Consider the following 15,206-nt stretch of genomic DNA (forward strand, 5'->3'; position numbering starts at 1 on the left):
CGCGCAGCGCGCGCCGGGCCCCTTTCGTGTGACCTGGCGCGCCGGAAATGTTGCGGCATGTGACGCTGAGTCTGTTGTTCCAGTGGTCCGGATCACACCGTGGTCCGGCGCGTTCGGTTCAGGAGGCGGAGTCCCATGGCTGTCCGGTTCGCGGCGGTTGGGGTGGCCGCAGTGCTGGTGTTGCCGGTCTCGGGGGCGTACGCCGAGGAGCGCGCGCCGGGGCCGCCGACGCCCGCGTCCACGTCCAGGTCGACGGCTGCCCCGGACGACGGTTCGGAGCGCGAGCTGGTGCCGGGCGTAGAGGCTCCGGACCGGCCGGAATGGCCGCTCGCCTCCGCCGCCTCGCCGGCGAAGAGCCTGGCGGGCCGGCCTGCCGGGGAGGGGCGCAAGCGGCCGGGCAGGGAGCCGGGGAGGAGTGCCGCTGCGACGAGTGGGACCGAAGAGGCCGACGAGGCTGACGAGGCTGACGAGAAGGCGTCCCCCAGCGGCAGTACGAGTCCGTCGGGCAGCCCCGGGGTCACGTCCAGTGCCTCTGCGTCCGGTTCCGCTTCCGCGTCGGCGAGCGCCTCGGCGACCCCCCGCAAGTCGTACGCGCCCGAGCCGTGGGACGTACACGAAGAGGCGTTGGAGGAGCCCGCGCACGAGCCCACCGTCTCGCCGTCCGGGCCGCCGCCGGGCGCCGCGCACGAGGGCTCGGAGCAGGTCGTGGCGCAGTCCGACCCGCTGGGCGTCCATGTGCTGCCGCTGGGGGCCGGGCTCACTCTGGTCGGGCTGGGGCTGGGGTTCCTGGGGCTCCGGTTGCGGCGTAACTGACCCTTCGCCGGACAGCCGTCCCTCTCAGGGCCTAGTCCCGATGTCCTTCTCAAGACGGTTGGCCCACGGCGACATACTCGGTATACATACTCGGTATGTCGATCCGTCACGGGCTGCTTGCCCTCCTTGAGCACGGGCCCCGTTACGGCTCCCAGCTGCGCACCGAGTTCGAGTCGCGCACCGGTGCGACCTGGCCTCTCAACGTCGGCCAGGTCTATACGACCCTGGGCCGCCTCGAACGCGACGGCATGGTCACCCAGGACGGCGAGGACACGGCGGGCCACGCGCTCTACGCCATCACGGACGCGGGGCGGGGCGAGCTCAGGAGCTGGTTCGGGCGGCCTGTCGACCGGGCCAGCCCGCCCCGCGACGAGCTGGCCATCAAGCTCGCCATGGCCGTCGGCGCCCCCGGCGTCGACATTCGGGCCGTCATCCAGGCCCAGCGCCACGCCACCCTCAGGGCGATGCAGGACTACACGCGCCTCAAGGCCCAGGCACTCGTCGCCGTGGAGGGCTCGGACGCCGAGAGGGCGCGCGACGACGTCGCCTGGCTGCTCGTAGTGGAACAGCTGATCTTCCAGACCGAAGCCGAGGCGCGCTGGCTCGACCACTCCGAGTCCCGGCTCGCCCGGCTCTCCGCGACGGCCGCGCGCAGGGCCGAGACCACTCCCGCGCCCGCGTCACCCGATCCGTCGACCGACCCGTCGCCCCATCCGGCGGACAACACGGAGGACGGCACGGCGCACGACGCGGGAGAGCTGGTCGCGCCCGCCGTCAGTACCACCGATACCGCAACCGCTCGTAACACCCAGACGTCTCGCAGCGCACGGCGTTAAGCCCGCGTCGCACGACCATCCCGTCCCAGGGGGACTCCTTCATGTCCGAAGCCATGCCCGGATCCATGCCCGGATCCATGCCTCAGAAATCACAACAGCCCCACCAGCCACATGAGTCACAGCAGCCCGTACTGCGACTCGAGCAGCTGACCCGCGTCCACGGCAGCGGCGCCACCGAGGTGCACGCCCTGCGCGGCGTCAACCTCTCCGTCTTCCCCGGTGAACTCGTCGCCGTCATGGGCCCGTCCGGCTCCGGCAAGTCCACCCTGCTCACCATTGCCGGCGGCCTCGACAGCCCCACTTCGGGCCGCGTCGTCGTCGAAGGTACGGACATCACGGCCGTAGGCCGCAAGGAACTCGCCGCCCTGCGCCGCCGCAGCATCGGCTACGTCTTCCAGGACTACAACCTCATCCCGGCCCTGACCGCCGCCGAGAACGTCGCCCTGCCCCGCGAACTGGACGGCGTATCCGCCCGCAAGGCCCGCGTCGTCGCCGTCGCGGCGCTGGAGGAGATGGGCCTCGGTTCGCTCGCCGACCGCTTCCCCGACGAGATGTCCGGCGGCCAGCAGCAGCGCGTGGCCATCGCCCGCGCCCTGGTGGGCGACCGTCGCCTCGTCCTCGCCGACGAGCCCACCGGCGCCCTGGACTCCGAGACGGGCGAGTCCGTACTCGCACTGCTGCGCGCCCGCTGCGACGCGGGCGCCGCCGGCATACTCGTCACCCACGAGCCGCGCTTCGCGGCCTGGGCCGACCGGGTGGTCTTCCTGCGCGACGGCTCCGTCGTCGACGAGACCCTGCGCAGCCAGGCCGACTCCCTGCTCTCCGGGCAGGCGGCCGCACAGTGAATCGCTGGTACCACTCCTGGGTGGCCGCGGTGCGCATCGCCCGCCGCGACGCCTGGCGCTTCAAGGGCCGCAGTTCCCTCGTACTCGCCATGATCGCCCTGCCGATCCTGGGCGTGAGCGCCGCCGATCTGACCGTGCGCAGCGCGGAGCTCTCCACCGAGCAACAGATGGGACGCGACCTGGGCGCCGCCGACGCCCGGATGTCCGACCCGGGCATGGGCGGCGTGCCGATCCACCAGTCGCCCGACGGCATCAACAGCACGCCGGTCAAGGACTACGAGGACGGGCCGTGGCCCGAGGGGCCCGGTGACATCCCGGCGGCCTTCCCTGCGGGCGCCAAGACGCTCAAGGACTCGAACGGCAGCGGCAAGCTCCGTACGAAGCACGGCCTTCTCAACGCCGTGATCCACGAGCTGGACGCCACCGACCCCATGACCCGGGGCATCATGACCCTCGACGAGGGCCGGTTCCCGGACAAGGCCGGCGAAGTCGCCGCGACCACGCACTTCCTGGAGTCGGGCGGCCTGGAGGTGGGCTCGACGATCGCGGCCCGCGGGCTGGCCACCGAGTACCGGATCGTCGGCTCGTACGAACTCCCCGACTCGCTCAAGGCCGATGAGGTCCTCGCCCCGCCCGGCACCTTCCTGGCGCCGCTCGACAAGGCGCTGAAGGCCGACGGCCTGCCCGGCACGGAGGCCGGCAGCACCTACCTGGTTTCCGTGGGCGGCGCCGGCGACGGCGACGGTTTCACGTGGAACATGGTCAAGAAGGCGAACAGCCAAGGCATTTCGGTCGTTTCGCGAGCCGTCGCCCTCGACCCGCCCGCCGACTCCGAGGTGCCGCTCTACCAGAGGGACGGCTGGAGCAACTACGAGCAGAGCGCGGCGTCCGAGGCCGCGGCGCTCGCCGCCGTCGCCACCGTCGTCGGCCTCGCCATGCTGGAGATCTGCCTGCTGGCCGGCCCCGCGTTCGCGGTCGGCGCCCGGCGCTCCGCCCGCCAGCTCGGCCTGGTCGGCGCGAACGGCGGCGACCGCCGCCACATCCGCGCCATCGTGCTCTCCGGCGGTCTGGTCATCGGCGTCGCCGCGGCCGTCGTCGGCACCGTACTCGGCCTGCTCCTCACCTTCGCGCTGCGGCCGCTGCTCGAGGACTACATGGGCAAACGGTTCGGCAGCTTCGACATCCGGCCGCTGGAACTGCTCGGCATCGGTCTGCTCGCCGTCCTCACCGGCCTGCTCGCCGCGATCGTCCCGGCCATCACCTCCTCCCGGCAGACCGTGCTGGCCTCGCTCACCGGCCGCCGCGGCGTACGCCGCTCCAGCCGCGTACTGCCCGTCATCGGCCTGATCGCGGCCGGCCTGGGCATCACCATCACCCTGTACGGGGCCACCGCCACCGACAACGTCACCATCGTCGCGGGCGGCAGCGCCCTCGCCGAGCTGGGCATCGTCGCGCTCACCCCCGCCCTGGTCGGCCTCTTCGGCAGGCTCGGCGGATGGCTGCCGCTGTCGCCGCGCCTCGCTCTGCGTGACGCCGTACGCAACCGCGGCCGTACGGCCCCCGCCGTCGCGGCCGTGCTGGCCGCCGTCGCGGGCACGGTCGCGGTGGCGACGTACGCCGCCAGCACCGACGTACAGCAGCGTGCCGCGTACTCGGCGCGGCTGCCGCACGGCGCGGTGAGCGTGATGGCCGCCGAGGGCGGCGGCCGCGATGTGCCGGCCGTGCGCGCGGCCGTCCAGAAGCACTTCCCCGTCGACGTACGCGCCGACGTGGACCGCATAGCCGTGGGCAACGCCAACTGCGCGCCGTACAGCGACGCCAAGGGCTGCGGGCGGTACGAGATCTTCACACCCAAGGACAACCGCTGCGCCCTGTGGACGGAGGACGTCCCCGGCTCGAAGGAGCTCACACCGGCCGAGCGCCGCAAGCTGTCGGAGGACTGGCGCTGCAAGGAAGGCTCCCAGTACTCCGAGTACGACGTCCTCGTGGCCGACGACAAGCTGCTGTCGGTCCTCGCGATCGACGATGCGGCCGCCGCCGCCGCGCTCAAGAGCGGCAAGGCTGTCTCCTTCGACCGGCGCAATGTCGAGAAGGGGCAGGTCGGCATCAAGCTGATCACCGACACCAAGAAGGCCGACCTGATGGCGCAGGAGGGCAAGGAGGCCCCCGGCGAAATCAAGTCCTTCCCCGTCCACCAGGTCCCGGAATCAGCCACCGCGTACGGGCTGAAGATCGTCCTTCCCGAGCAGGCGGCGAAGGCCGCCGGGCTCACCACCGCCCCGCTCGGCGCGTACTTCTCGACCGACAAGCTGCCCAGCAGCACCCAGCAGCAGAAGCTCGACGCGGCACTCGACGCACTGGGCACCAACGACGCCCTGTACGTCGAAACCGGCTACACCAGCGACAACAGCATCATCCTGCTGGCCCTGACCGTCTTCGCCGGGCTCGTCACCATCGGCGCGGCAGGCATCGCCACGGGCCTCGCCCAGACGGACGCCGAGCCCGACCTGAAGACCCTCGCCGCGGTCGGCGCGCCCCCACGGGTGCGCAGGACGCTGAGCGGATTCCAGTGCGGGGTGGTCGCCGCGATGGGCGTGGTGCTCGGCTCGGCGGCGGGCGTGCTGCCCGCGATCGGGCTGCGGCTGACCGAGGAACGCCAAGAGCTCAAGTGGTACGAGGAGGCCCTCGCCTCCGGCATGGGCGGCATGAGCGACGCACCGTACGTCCCGATCGTCATCCCCTGGGAAACCCTCGCGGCACTGCTCGTCGCCGTACCCGTGGGCGCGGCGCTCCTCGCCGCACTGGTCACCCGGTCCCGCACCGCTGTGGCGCGGCGCGCGGCGGCCTGACACACGGCGGTTGTTTCCCGTGCCCCCGTACAGGGTGGATCACCTCTGTGCGGGGGCACACCGTGTTGTGACGCAGGTGTACGAGAGAATGGCCGCATGGAGATGCCGAGGAGTGAACGGTCGCAGGAGAGCCCCCATGTCCTGGTCGTAGGACAGGACGGAATGGCTCTCGGCGGCGCGGACGACGAGTCTCGCGAGGTGCCAGTGACGGAGATGGTCGAACAGCCCGCAAAAGTCATGCGCATCGGCAGCATGATCAAGCAACTCCTGGAGGAAGTACGGGCGGCTCCCCTCGACGAGGCGAGCCGGGTACGCCTGAAGGACATTCACGCCAGCTCGGTGAAGGAGCTCGAAGACGGCCTCGCGCCCGAGCTCGTCGAAGAGTTGGAGCGGCTCTCCCTGCCCTTCACGGACGAAGCGATCCCCTCCGAGGCGGAACTGCGCATCGCGCAGGCCCAGTTGGTCGGGTGGCTCGAAGGTCTCTTCCACGGCATCCAGACGGCGCTTTTCGCCCAGCAGATGGCGGCGCGGGCGCAGCTGGAGCAGATGCGACGCGCGCTTCCGCCGGGGTCGGGTCACGATGACGACGACCAGGAGGACGGCCACGGTCCGGTGCGCTCGGGCCCGTACCTCTAAGTCCTTTCGGCAGCTGCTTGCGAGCGACGAGAGGCCCGCACCGCCAGGACGGCGGTGCGGGCCTCTCGCGTACGTCGACCGCGGACTGCTCAGGCCGTCGTCGTCAGCAGGATCTTGCCGACGTGGTCGCCCGCCTCCAGTGCCCGGTGCGCCTCCGCCGCCTCGGTCATCGGCACGACCCGGTGCACGACCGGGCGTACGCGGCCGGTGGTGATCAGCGGCCAGACGTGCTCCCGTACGGCGGAGACGATCGCCGCCTTCTCGCCCAGCGGGCGCGCCCGCAGCGTCGTCGCCGTGATCGCGGCGCGCTTCTTCATCAGCGCGCTCAGGTTGATTTCGCCCTTCACACCGCCCTGCATGCCGATGATCGCGAGGCGGCCGTTGACGGCGAGCGCCTTCACGTTCCGGTCCAGGTACTTCGCGCCGATGATGTCGAGGATGACGTCGGCGCCGGCCCCGTCCGTGGCCTTGCGGAGTTCCTGTACGAAGTCCTGCTCGCGGTAGTCGATGAGGATGTCGGCACCGAGTTCCGCGCAGCGCGCCAGCTTCTCGGGGCCGCCCGCGGTGACCGCCACCCGCGCACCGACCGCCTTGGCGAGCTGGATCGCCATCGTGCCGATACCGCTCGCGCCGCCGTGCAGCAGCAGCGTCTCGCCGGGCCGCAGGTGGGCGATCATGAAGACGTTCGACCAGACCGTCGAGGTCGCCTCGGGCAGGGAAGCCGCCGTGACGAGGTCCATGCCACTGGGCACGGGCAGCAGCTGCCCCGCCGGTACGACGACCTTCTCGGCGTACCCGCCGCCGGTCAGCAGCGCGCACACCTCGTCACCGACGGACCAGCCCGAGACACCGGGCCCCAGGGCGGCGACCCGCCCGGAGCATTCGAGACCGGGGTACGGGGACGAGCCGGGCGGCGGGTCGTAGAAGCCCTGGCGTTGCAGCAGGTCGGCGCGATTGACGGCGCTCGCGGCGACCTCGACAAGGACCTCGCCCTCGCCGGGTACGGGATCGGGGACCTCCGCCCATACGAGCGCCTCGGGGCCACCGGGTTCAGGGATCGTGATCGCATACATGGCCGCGAGGCTACTCCGCACCGGAGGCAAGCACTCCGTCTCCCCGGCTACTCCGGCGCTGTCACCCGCATGTCCCCCGCGCTCGTGGCACCGGGCGAGACGCGCACGATGGTGATCACGCGGTCCGTCAGCTGGAGCGGGCTGGCCACCGGGTCGTCGTAACCGAGCAGCCGGTGTCCGCGCAGGACGCTGACCACCAGGTCGTCGGTCTCCCGTACGTTCCGTCCCACCTCGGCCTTTATCACCGGCCGTTCGATGAGGTCGAGACCGCTGCCCTGCTGGATCAGGTCCTCCATCACCGTGCCCGCGCTGGGGCTGAGCACGGACAGGCCGAGGAGGCGGCCGGCCGCGCTGGCGCTGGTGATGACGGCGTCGGCGCCCGACTGGCGCAGCAACGGCGCGTTCTCCTCCTCACGGACCGCGGCGACGATCTTCGCGCCCCGGTTGAGCTGGCGTGCGGTGAGCGTGACCAGGACCGCCGTGTCGTCGCGCTGGGTCGAAATGACGATCTGCCGGGCCCGCTGGACTTCGGCGCGCAGCAGTACGTCGCTGCGGGTCGCGTCGCCCAGGACGCCCGTGAACCCGTCGGCGTTGGCCGCTTCGATGACCTTCGCACTCGGGTCGACGACCACGATCTGCTCTTTCCTGAGCCCTGTGGCCGCCAGGGTCTGGATCGCGGAACGGCCCTTGGTGCCGAACCCGACGATGACGGTGTGGTCGCGCAACTGGGTCCTCCAGCGGTTCAGCCGCCACTCCTCCCGGGTCCGCTCCGTGAGGACCTCGAGAGTGGTGCCGACCAGGATGATCAGAAAGAGCACGCGCAGCGGCGTCACCAGCAGCACGTTGGTGAGCCTGGCGCTGTCGCTGTGCGGCACGATGTCGCCGTAACCCGTCGTGGAGAGGGTCACGGTGGAGTAGTAGACGGCGTCGAGGAAGTCGAGGCTCTCGTCGGCGTTGTCGTGGTAGCCGGCGCGGTCGACGTAGACGATGAAGACCGTCAGCACCAGGACCGCCAGCGCCATCAGCAGCCGCTTGCCGACCTGCCGCAGCGGACGGTCGACGATACGGCGCGGCAGCTTGATCCGAGCGGTGACAAGGTGCTCGTCGGCATGCCTGGCCATCGCGTCTTGGCCGGGAAGTTTCACGTGAAACGTCCTTCTGTCCAGGGCAGGTCGAGGATTTCCAGTTCCTGGCCGGCCCGTGCGCCGCCGGGCGGGACGACGGCCAGGCCGTCGGCGGTGGCGATGCCGCGGAGCATCGCCGGACCGTTGTAGTGCAGCGGCACGGCCCGCTCCGGCCCGTTTCCGTCCCTGCCGCCTGCGCGGTGGACGACGGGGACGAGCCGGGTGTCGTACGGATGGCCGCTCACATCGTCCCGTACGGGCGAGACGTACGGCGCGAGGGGTGGCCGCTGGGCACGGGCGCGCAACAGCGGCTCGGCGAGGGTCAGCAGCCCGGACACGGCGGCGAGCGGATTGCCGGGCAGGCCGACGAGGTACCGGCCGCCGTCTTCACCATCTGCCAGGCGCGCCAGCAGCATCGGATGGCCTGGACGCACCGCGACACCGTCCACGAGCAGCTCGGCGCCCGCCCTCCGCAGGATCGGGTGGACGTGGTCGAGGGGGCCGGCCGCCGTACCGCCCGTGGTGACGACGAGGTCGGCCTCGGAGTCGGTGACCGCCCGGTGCAGCGCGTCGGCGTCGTCACCGAGATGCCGGGTGCCGATCACATCGGCGCCGAGCGCGCGCAGCCACGGGTCGAGGAGGGGGCCGAGGGCGTCGCGGACCATACCGTCGTGCGGCAGGCCCTCGCTCAGCAACTCATCGCCCAGTACGAACACTTCGACGCGGGGCCGGGGCGCGACGGACAGCCCGTCATAACCGGCGGCCGCGGCGAGCCCGAGCACGGCGGGGGTCACGAGCGCACCGGCGGGCAGCAACTGGTCGCCGGTACGGCACTCCTGGCCGCGCGGCCGGATGTCCTGCCCCTGCACCACCTCGCGGCGGGTGTGCAGCCGCCCCCTGGCCTCGTCCAGCCGGGCGTGCTCGCTGCGGATCACGGCGGTGGCGTCGGGCGGGATGCGGGCTCCGGTGGCGATACGTACGGCCGCACCGTCGGCGAGCGGGCCGGGCGCGGCATGCCCGGCCAGCACCTGCCCGCCTTCCGCTACGTTCCACCACGGTCCCGGCCCGGCGACCGCCCACCCGTCCATGGCTGACGTATCGAAGGAGGGCAGGTCGGTGAGGGCGTCGAGAGGCTCGGCGAGGACCAGCCCGAGGGCCTGCGCGAGCGTCACCCGCCGCGCGGGGGGCACGGCTGCCCCGCCGACCCGGGCGGCAACGGCACGGGCCTCGGCCCAGGGCGTGGCGCCGGTACGGGGCGGGGGCGGCGGCACGGCACCGGGCTGACCTGGGCCGTTGGTGGGGCCGTTGGTGGCGCCGGAGTGGCCGGAGTGACCAAGGTGCGCGGCGTCACCGGCGCCACGGGCGTGGCCGGTCTGACCGACGTGGCCGACATGACCCGCCTGACCCGCCTGACCGGCCCGACCGGCCTGGCCCGCCCGACCAACCTCACCGGCCTCATCGGCATGACCGGCCTGATTGGTGTGACTGGCGGGGCTGACGTGGCCAAGAGGAGCGGCGTGGCCGACGAGGTGGTCGGCCTGATCGCCGTGGCCGGCCTGACCCGCGTGACCAACCTCAGCCTCCTGACCGGCCTGGCCGGTGAGATGTGTGTGGCCGGTGTTCTGGCCCGCCTGCTTCGGCGACTGCCCCGGCTCATGCTCCGCGCCAGGAGCCGGTGATGCCGGCGCCCGGCGTACGAGAGCGAGCGCCTCTTCGACCTCGCGGTCCTCCTGGCTCACCCGGCGCCGTCTTCCGTGCCGTGTCCGCTCGCTTCGCCCTTGGCCTCTTCCTCCGCTTCGGCCGCCCAACGGGCGGCGAGAGCAGCAGCCTTGCGAGCCGCTTCGGCGACGGCGTCCGGCCCGTCCCCGCCGGCCTTCGCAGCCGCGTAACCGACCAGGAAGGTGGTGAGCGGCGCTGCGGGCCTCGCAACACCGTGCGCGGCGTCGCGGGCGAGGTCGAGCAGGACGTTGATGTCGACATCGAGTTCGATGCCGAGTTCGTCCTTGACTGCGGTCATCCATTCATCCAGCACGTGCCCATGCTCCCTGATCCTGGACCGGGCGGCGGCAATGTCTTCCCAGGTGTCGCAGTCGAAGGAGTCGAGCGGCCCGGCGGCGACGCGGGTCAGGGCGAGCTCGTGCGTGAGCATCCGCAGCGGCAGCCCGGAGAGGCCGCCGTGCTCGGTGGCGAGGAGGGCCAGTTCGCGGCGCAGTGGTTCGGCGCGGTAGGCGGCGACGAGCGGCTGGTCCCGCCCGCCCGCGTCCACGAGCAGCGCCGCTTCCCGCCCACTGCTCTCCAGCGCATCGAGCAGCCGCTGGACCGTCCCGCTGCCGATGAAGGGCAGATCGGCGGAGAGTACGAGCAGACTCTCCGCGGTGGTACGCCGCACTCCGGCGTCGAGCGCGGCCAGCGGCCCGCCCCCGGCCGGTTCCTCACGCGCCCACTCGACGGCCCGCAGGGTCGCCCGCCGCCCGCCGACGACGACGGTCGTCCCGGCCCCGCGGCAAACACCCAGCACCCGGTCGAGGAGGGTACGCCCGCCCACGCGGACACCGGGCTTGTCCGCCCCGCCCAGCCGCTTGGCAGCCCCTCCGGCCAACACGATGGCGTCGTACGCGGTCGCGGTCATGCCACGAGTATGCGGGGCGGGGTTTTTCTTCAAGACGCCGGAGGGGCTGAAGTTGCCCTGGGGGCAACATCCAGCCCGTCCGGCGTTTGAGGACACGCCGGAGGGCGTCCGGGTGTCCTCCGGGCGCCTGGGGGCTTGCCCCCCACGCGGCGTGGCCGCACATGTCACAGCCGGGAAGGGGCGGGTAGGAGAAGGCCCCGCGCAGCGGCCCTAAAGCGTGCGCAGCAGCAGCGTCGGCCGCTCCACGCAGTCCGCCACGTACCGCAGGAACCCACCCGCAGTCCCCCCGTCACATACCCGGTGGTCGAACGTCAGCGACAACTGCACAACCTTGCGCACCGCCAACTCCCCCTCATGCACCCAGGGCTTCGGCACGATCCGGCCGACCCCGAGCATCGCCGCCTCCGGGTGGTTGATGATCGGCGTGGACCCGTCGACCCCGAACACCCCGTAGTTGTTCAGCGTGAACGTGCCACCCGTCAGATCCGCCGGCGTCAGCGACCCCTTCCTGGCCGACTCCGTCAACCGGGCGAACTCCGCACTCAGTTCATCCACGTTGCGCGCATGCGCGTCCCGTACGACGGGAACGACCAGCCCCCGCTCCGTCTGCGCTGCGAACCCGAGGTGCACGCCCGGAAGACGGACGATCTCGCGGGAGGCCATGTCGACGGTGGAGTTGAGCTCCGGGAAGCGGGCCAGCGCAGCCGTACAGATCCGGGCGAGGAGCGCGAGTACCGATACCGGTGGCCCGCCCGCCTGGTTCATCGACGTACGAGCCGCCATGAGCTCGGTCGCGTCCGCGTCCACCCAGCAGGTGGCATCCGGGATTTCACGCCGGCTGCGCGACAGCTTGTCCGCGACAGCGCCGCGCATCCCACGCAGCGGGACACGTTCACCGACGGCAGCCACCGCAGGTACGGGCACGGGCGCCGGCGGAGCCACCTCCTCCGCCCCACGGATCGCGCCCTCCACATCGGCTCGCAGGATCAGACCGTCGGGCCCCGATCCCTGCAAGGCCCGCAGGTCCAGACCGTTCTCGCGCGCCAGCCGCCGCACCAGCGGTGAAATGACCGGCACGGGCCCGACCTCAGCGACCTCGGCCTCGGCCACCGCCACCGACCCTGCAGCCGCCACCGGCCGGATACGCCGTCGCCGCGCGACCGCCGCTCCCGTGCCGTACCCCACCAGCACGTTCCCCGATGACTCCGCCTCACCGGCATCAGCAACCGAAGCCGACGCCGACGAAGCAACCGAAGAGGACGCCGCCGCCCCCACCGCGACCGTCAGCAGCGGTGATCCGACCGGAAGTTCGGTCCCCTCCTCGCCGAAGCGGGCGGTCACCACGCCCCCGTACGGGCAAGGCACCTCCACCATCGCCTTGGCCGTCTCGACCTCGACCACCGGCTGGTCGACGGCGACCACATCGCCCACCTCCACCAGCCAGCGCACGATCTCCGCCTCGGTCAGTCCCTCCCCGAGGTCGGGCAACTTGAATTCCAGGACCTGAGGCATCAGATGCCCGCCTCCCACTGGAGCCGCGCGACCGCGTCGAGCACCCGGTCCACTCCCGGCAGATGGTGCCGCTCCAGCATCGGCGGCGGATACGGAATGTCGAACCCGGCGACCCGCAGCACCGGCGCCTCCAGGTGATGGAAGCACCGCTCCGTCACCCGGGCGGCGATCTCCCCGCCGGGCCCGCCGAAGCCGGTGGACTCGTGGACGACGACCGCCCGGCCCGTACGCCGTACCGAAGCCGCCACCGTCTCGTCGTCGAACGGCACGAGCGAGCGCAGGTCGACGACCTCCAGGTCCCAGCCCTCCGCCTCGGCCGCCTCCGCCGCCTCCATGCACACCGGCAGGGACGGCCCGTACGTGATGAGCGTCGCGCTGCGCCCCGAGCGCCGTACGACCGCACGCCCGATCGGCTCGACGGCGGTGGGCGCGTCCGGCGACCACGCCGCCTTCGACCAGTACAGCCGCTTCGGCTCGAGGAAGACCACGGGATCGTCCGACGCGATCGCCGCCCGCATCAGCCCGTACGCGTCCTCGACCGTCGCCGGCGTCACGACATGGAGCCCCGGAGTCGCCATGTAGTACGCCTCGGACGAGTCACTGTGGTGCTCGACCCCGCCGATCCCGCCGCCGTACGGCACCCGGATCACCATCGGCATCGGCATCGCGCCGCGCGTACGGTTGCGCATCCGTGCCACATGGCTGATGAGCTGCTCGAACGCCGGATACGCGAAGGCGTCGAACTGCATCTCGACGACGGGCCGCAGCCCGTACATCGCCATGCCCACGGCCGTTCCCAGGATCCCCGCCTCGGCGAGCGGCGTATCCGTGCACCGGTCCTCGCCGAACTCCTTCACGAGCCCGTCGGTGACCCGGAAGACCCCGCCGAGCGCGCCGACGTCCTCGCCCATCACATGGACGCTCGGGTCCTCCGCCATCGCGTCGCGCAGCGCCCGCCCGAGGGCCTGCGCCATCGTCGCCGGCTTGGCGGCCTTCGCGTCGACCGCGGTCGTCGCTGCCGTCGTCATCGTTCGTCCTCCGCATCGAGCTCGGCCCGCAACAGGGCTTCCTGCTCCCTCAGCTGCGCGGTCTTCTCGGCGTAGACGTGCGCGAAGAGGTCCATGGGGTCGAGCACCGGGTCCGCGTTCATCCGCTCGCGCAACTGCGCGGCCATCGTCTCGGCCGCCTCACGGGCCTGCTGTATGCCGTCCTCGTCAAGCATTCCGCGCTCCGTGAGTTCCCGCTCGAGGAGCTGGACCGGGTCATGGGCGCGCCATGCCTCGACCTCGGCGTCGCCCCGGTAGCGGGTCGCGTCGTCGGCGTTCGTGTGGGCCTCGATGCGGTACGTGACCGCCTCGACCAGCGTCGGACCGCCACCCCGCCGGGCGCGCTCCACCGCTTCGGCCAGCACCTCGTGCACGGCGGCGGCGTCGTTGCCGTCGACGAGCCGGCCCGGCATTCCGTACCCGACGGCCTTGTGGGCCAGCGACGGGGCGGCGGTCTGCTTGGCGAGCGGCACGGAGATCGCGAAGCCGTTGTTCTGTACGAGGAAGACGACCGGCGCCTGCCATACGGCGGCGAAGTTCAGCGCTTCGTGGAAGTCGCCCTCGCTGGTGCCGCCGTCGCCGACCATGGCGAGCGCGACCACGTCGTCGCCCTTGAGGCGCGCGGCGTGCGCGAGGCCCACCGCGTGCGGCAGCTGGGTCGCGAGCGGGGTGCACAGCGGCGCGATGCGGTGCTCGCGCGGGTCGTAACCGGTGTGCCAGTCGCCCCGGAGCAGCGTCAGCGCCTGTACGGGGTCAAGACCGCGCACCACGGCGGCGAGGGTGTCCCGGTAGCTCGGGAACAACCAGTCCCGCTCCTCCAGGACGAGCGCGGCCGCGACCTCGCAGGCCTCCTGCCCGGTGCTGGACGGGTAGACGGCGAGGCGGCCCTGCTTGGTGAGGGCGGTGGCCTGCGCGTTGTACCTGCGGCCGCGGACCAGCTCCGCGTACAGCCGCCGCATCAGCCCTGCGTCGAGCCGGTCGGCGGCGGCGGTGCCGAGCACGCGGTGCGGCTCGCTGTCCGGGAGCAGCGGTGCGGGGTCGGTGCGGGGCTTCCAGGCCGGGGGAGGGGTGGGCCGGTAGGCGGCGGCACCGGGCAGGTCCTGGACCGGCCGGACCGTCATCGTGCTTTTCTTCATCGCGTGCACCTCCTCGTGGGAGCGGTGAGAGGGCACAACGATGTGGTGTGCCTCACCTACCGATTGTTCGGTCGTGGACGCAATTTGGCTACAGGCGCCTTCAGCCTGTGGACAAACGGTTCTGCACAGCCTGGGATAGAGGCAGGTCGTCCATGAGAGGGAAGCGGGGGGACATGGCAGCTGAACAAATGGCCGACGCAGGAGCGGGTCCTCCCGCGCGCCCGCTGGACGCCATCGACCGCGACATCCTGCGGATGCTCCAAACGGACGGCCGCGCGTCGATACGGTCCGTCGCCGAGCGCGTGCACGTGTCGCGTGCCAACGCCTACGCGCGCATCAACCGCCTCATCGACGACGGCGTGATCCGCGGCTTCAGCGCGCGCGTGGACCACGAACGCGCGGGGCAGGGAGCGTCGGCGTACATCACGCTCAAGATCGTGCAGAACTCCTGGCGCACCGTGCGCGAACGGCTTCAGGAGCTGCCGGGCGCCGCGCACATCGCGCTGGTCAGCGGGGATTTCGACGTACTGCTGCTGGTGCACACAGCGGACAACAGGGCGCTGCGCGAGCTCGTACTGACGAAGATCCAGTCGATACCGGAGGTACTCAGCACGCGCACCCTGCTGGTCTTCGAGGAGACGGACCTGGACTCGACCGGCTCCCCGCAGCTGCCTCAGACGCCCCAACCGCCCCAGGAGTCGTGAAGG

Annotated in this window: 13 protein-coding genes and 1 pseudogene; 7 read left to right on the top strand and 7 right to left on the bottom strand. The window is 71.8% G+C overall.

Annotated features, from left to right (window positions below; translation table 11 throughout):
- Positions 1-135 precede the first annotated feature (135 nt).
- The 5 genes from AC1P0E_RS16590 to AC1P0E_RS16610 all read left to right on the top strand — a co-directional run bounded on the left by AC1P0E_RS16590 (position 136) and on the right by AC1P0E_RS16610 (position 5,979).
- Entirely contained in the window at positions 136-813 is a 678-nt protein-coding gene (locus AC1P0E_RS16590; RefSeq protein WP_482742943.1) for a hypothetical protein, read from the top strand.
- Positions 814-908: 95 nt separating this feature from the next.
- Positions 909-1,649 carry a PadR family transcriptional regulator gene (locus AC1P0E_RS16595; RefSeq protein ID WP_482742944.1) on the top strand — a complete coding sequence of 247 codons (741 nt, stop codon included), beginning with the start codon at positions 909-911 and terminating at the stop codon, positions 1,647-1,649.
- A gap of 77 nt (positions 1,650-1,726) precedes the next feature.
- Positions 1,727-2,494 carry an ABC transporter ATP-binding protein gene (locus tag AC1P0E_RS16600; RefSeq protein ID WP_482742945.1) on the top strand — a complete coding sequence of 256 codons (768 nt, stop codon included), beginning with the start codon at positions 1,727-1,729 and terminating at the stop codon, positions 2,492-2,494.
- Positions 2,491-5,343: an FtsX-like permease family protein gene (locus AC1P0E_RS16605; RefSeq protein ID WP_482742946.1), complete on the top strand. Its 2,853-nt coding sequence runs from the start codon at positions 2,491-2,493 to the stop codon at positions 5,341-5,343. The genes AC1P0E_RS16600 and AC1P0E_RS16605 overlap by 4 nt, the downstream gene beginning before the upstream one ends.
- A gap of 96 nt (positions 5,344-5,439) precedes the next feature.
- Positions 5,440-5,979, top strand: coding sequence for a bacterial proteasome activator family protein (locus AC1P0E_RS16610; protein ID WP_482742947.1), 540 nt, complete (start codon positions 5,440-5,442; stop codon positions 5,977-5,979).
- A gap of 89 nt (positions 5,980-6,068) precedes the next feature.
- On the opposite strand, the gene AC1P0E_RS16615 is transcribed toward AC1P0E_RS16610, so the two are convergent.
- The 3 genes and pseudogenes from AC1P0E_RS16615 to AC1P0E_RS16625 all read right to left on the bottom strand — a co-directional run.
- Positions 6,069-7,052: an NAD(P)H-quinone oxidoreductase gene (locus AC1P0E_RS16615; RefSeq protein WP_482742948.1), complete on the bottom strand. Its 984-nt coding sequence runs from the start codon at positions 7,050-7,052 to the stop codon at positions 6,069-6,071.
- A 47-nt stretch (positions 7,053-7,099) separates the two neighbouring features.
- A complete protein-coding gene (locus AC1P0E_RS16620; protein ID WP_482745779.1) occupies positions 7,100-8,173 on the bottom strand; it encodes a potassium channel family protein in 1,074 nt (357 codons plus the stop codon).
- Positions 8,174-8,193: 20 nt separating this feature from the next.
- A pseudogene (locus AC1P0E_RS16625) lies at positions 8,194-9,420 on the bottom strand (molybdopterin molybdotransferase MoeA); the annotation flags it as partial.
- An 84-nt stretch (positions 9,421-9,504) separates the two neighbouring features.
- On the opposite strand from AC1P0E_RS16625, the gene AC1P0E_RS16630 reads away from it, so the two are divergent.
- Complete coding sequence (locus tag AC1P0E_RS16630; RefSeq protein ID WP_482742949.1) at positions 9,505-9,855, top strand: hypothetical protein; 351 nt, start codon at positions 9,505-9,507, stop codon at positions 9,853-9,855.
- A gap of 56 nt (positions 9,856-9,911) precedes the next feature.
- On the opposite strand, the gene AC1P0E_RS16635 is transcribed toward AC1P0E_RS16630, so the two are convergent.
- The 4 genes from AC1P0E_RS16635 to pdhA form a co-directional block, all read right to left on the bottom strand.
- Positions 9,912-10,805 carry an NTP transferase domain-containing protein gene (locus AC1P0E_RS16635; protein WP_482742950.1) on the bottom strand — a complete coding sequence of 298 codons (894 nt, stop codon included), beginning with the start codon at positions 10,803-10,805 and terminating at the stop codon, positions 9,912-9,914.
- A 210-nt stretch (positions 10,806-11,015) separates the two neighbouring features.
- A complete protein-coding gene (locus tag AC1P0E_RS16640) occupies positions 11,016-12,317 on the bottom strand; it encodes a dihydrolipoamide acetyltransferase family protein (protein WP_482742951.1) in 1,302 nt (433 codons plus the stop codon).
- Entirely contained in the window at positions 12,317-13,345 is a 1,029-nt protein-coding gene (locus tag AC1P0E_RS16645; RefSeq protein WP_482742952.1) for an alpha-ketoacid dehydrogenase subunit beta, read from the bottom strand. Before AC1P0E_RS16645 ends, AC1P0E_RS16640 begins: the two co-directional genes overlap by 1 nt.
- Complete coding sequence (pdhA, locus tag AC1P0E_RS16650; protein WP_482742953.1) at positions 13,342-14,499, bottom strand: pyruvate dehydrogenase (acetyl-transferring) E1 component subunit alpha; 1,158 nt, start codon at positions 14,497-14,499, stop codon at positions 13,342-13,344. Before pdhA ends, AC1P0E_RS16645 begins: the two co-directional genes overlap by 4 nt.
- A 173-nt stretch (positions 14,500-14,672) precedes the next feature.
- On the opposite strand from pdhA, the gene AC1P0E_RS16655 reads away from it, so the two are divergent.
- Positions 14,673-15,203 (top strand): Lrp/AsnC family transcriptional regulator, encoded by a 531-nt coding sequence (locus AC1P0E_RS16655; RefSeq protein WP_482742954.1) that lies wholly within the window; start codon positions 14,673-14,675, stop codon positions 15,201-15,203.
- The last annotated feature ends 3 nt before the right edge of the window (positions 15,204-15,206 follow it).

Source organism: Streptomyces sp. TRD_SC_5 (assembly GCF_056836825.1).

Coding starts and splice junctions, on each gene's coding strand:
- AC1P0E_RS16620 (WP_482745779.1), bottom strand. CDS start 8,173: ATGGCCAGGCATGCCGACGAGCACCTTGTCACCGCTCGGATCAAGCTG.
- AC1P0E_RS16615 (WP_482742948.1), bottom strand. CDS start 7,052: ATGTATGCGATCACGATCCCTGAACCCGGTGGCCCCGAGGCGCTCGTA.
- AC1P0E_RS16635 (WP_482742950.1), bottom strand. CDS start 10,805: ATGACCGCGACCGCGTACGACGCCATCGTGTTGGCCGGAGGGGCTGCC.
- pdhA (WP_482742953.1), bottom strand. CDS start 14,499: ATGAAGAAAAGCACGATGACGGTCCGGCCGGTCCAGGACCTGCCCGGT.
- AC1P0E_RS16610 (WP_482742947.1), top strand. CDS start 5,440: ATGGAGATGCCGAGGAGTGAACGGTCGCAGGAGAGCCCCCATGTCCTG.
- AC1P0E_RS16655 (WP_482742954.1), top strand. CDS start 14,673: ATGGCAGCTGAACAAATGGCCGACGCAGGAGCGGGTCCTCCCGCGCGC.
- AC1P0E_RS16645 (WP_482742952.1), bottom strand. CDS start 13,345: ATGACGACGGCAGCGACGACCGCGGTCGACGCGAAGGCCGCCAAGCCG.
- AC1P0E_RS16640 (WP_482742951.1), bottom strand. CDS start 12,317: ATGCCTCAGGTCCTGGAATTCAAGTTGCCCGACCTCGGGGAGGGACTG.
- AC1P0E_RS16595 (WP_482742944.1), top strand. CDS start 909: ATGTCGATCCGTCACGGGCTGCTTGCCCTCCTTGAGCACGGGCCCCGT.
- AC1P0E_RS16600 (WP_482742945.1), top strand. CDS start 1,727: ATGCCTCAGAAATCACAACAGCCCCACCAGCCACATGAGTCACAGCAG.
- AC1P0E_RS16590 (WP_482742943.1), top strand. CDS start 136: ATGGCTGTCCGGTTCGCGGCGGTTGGGGTGGCCGCAGTGCTGGTGTTG.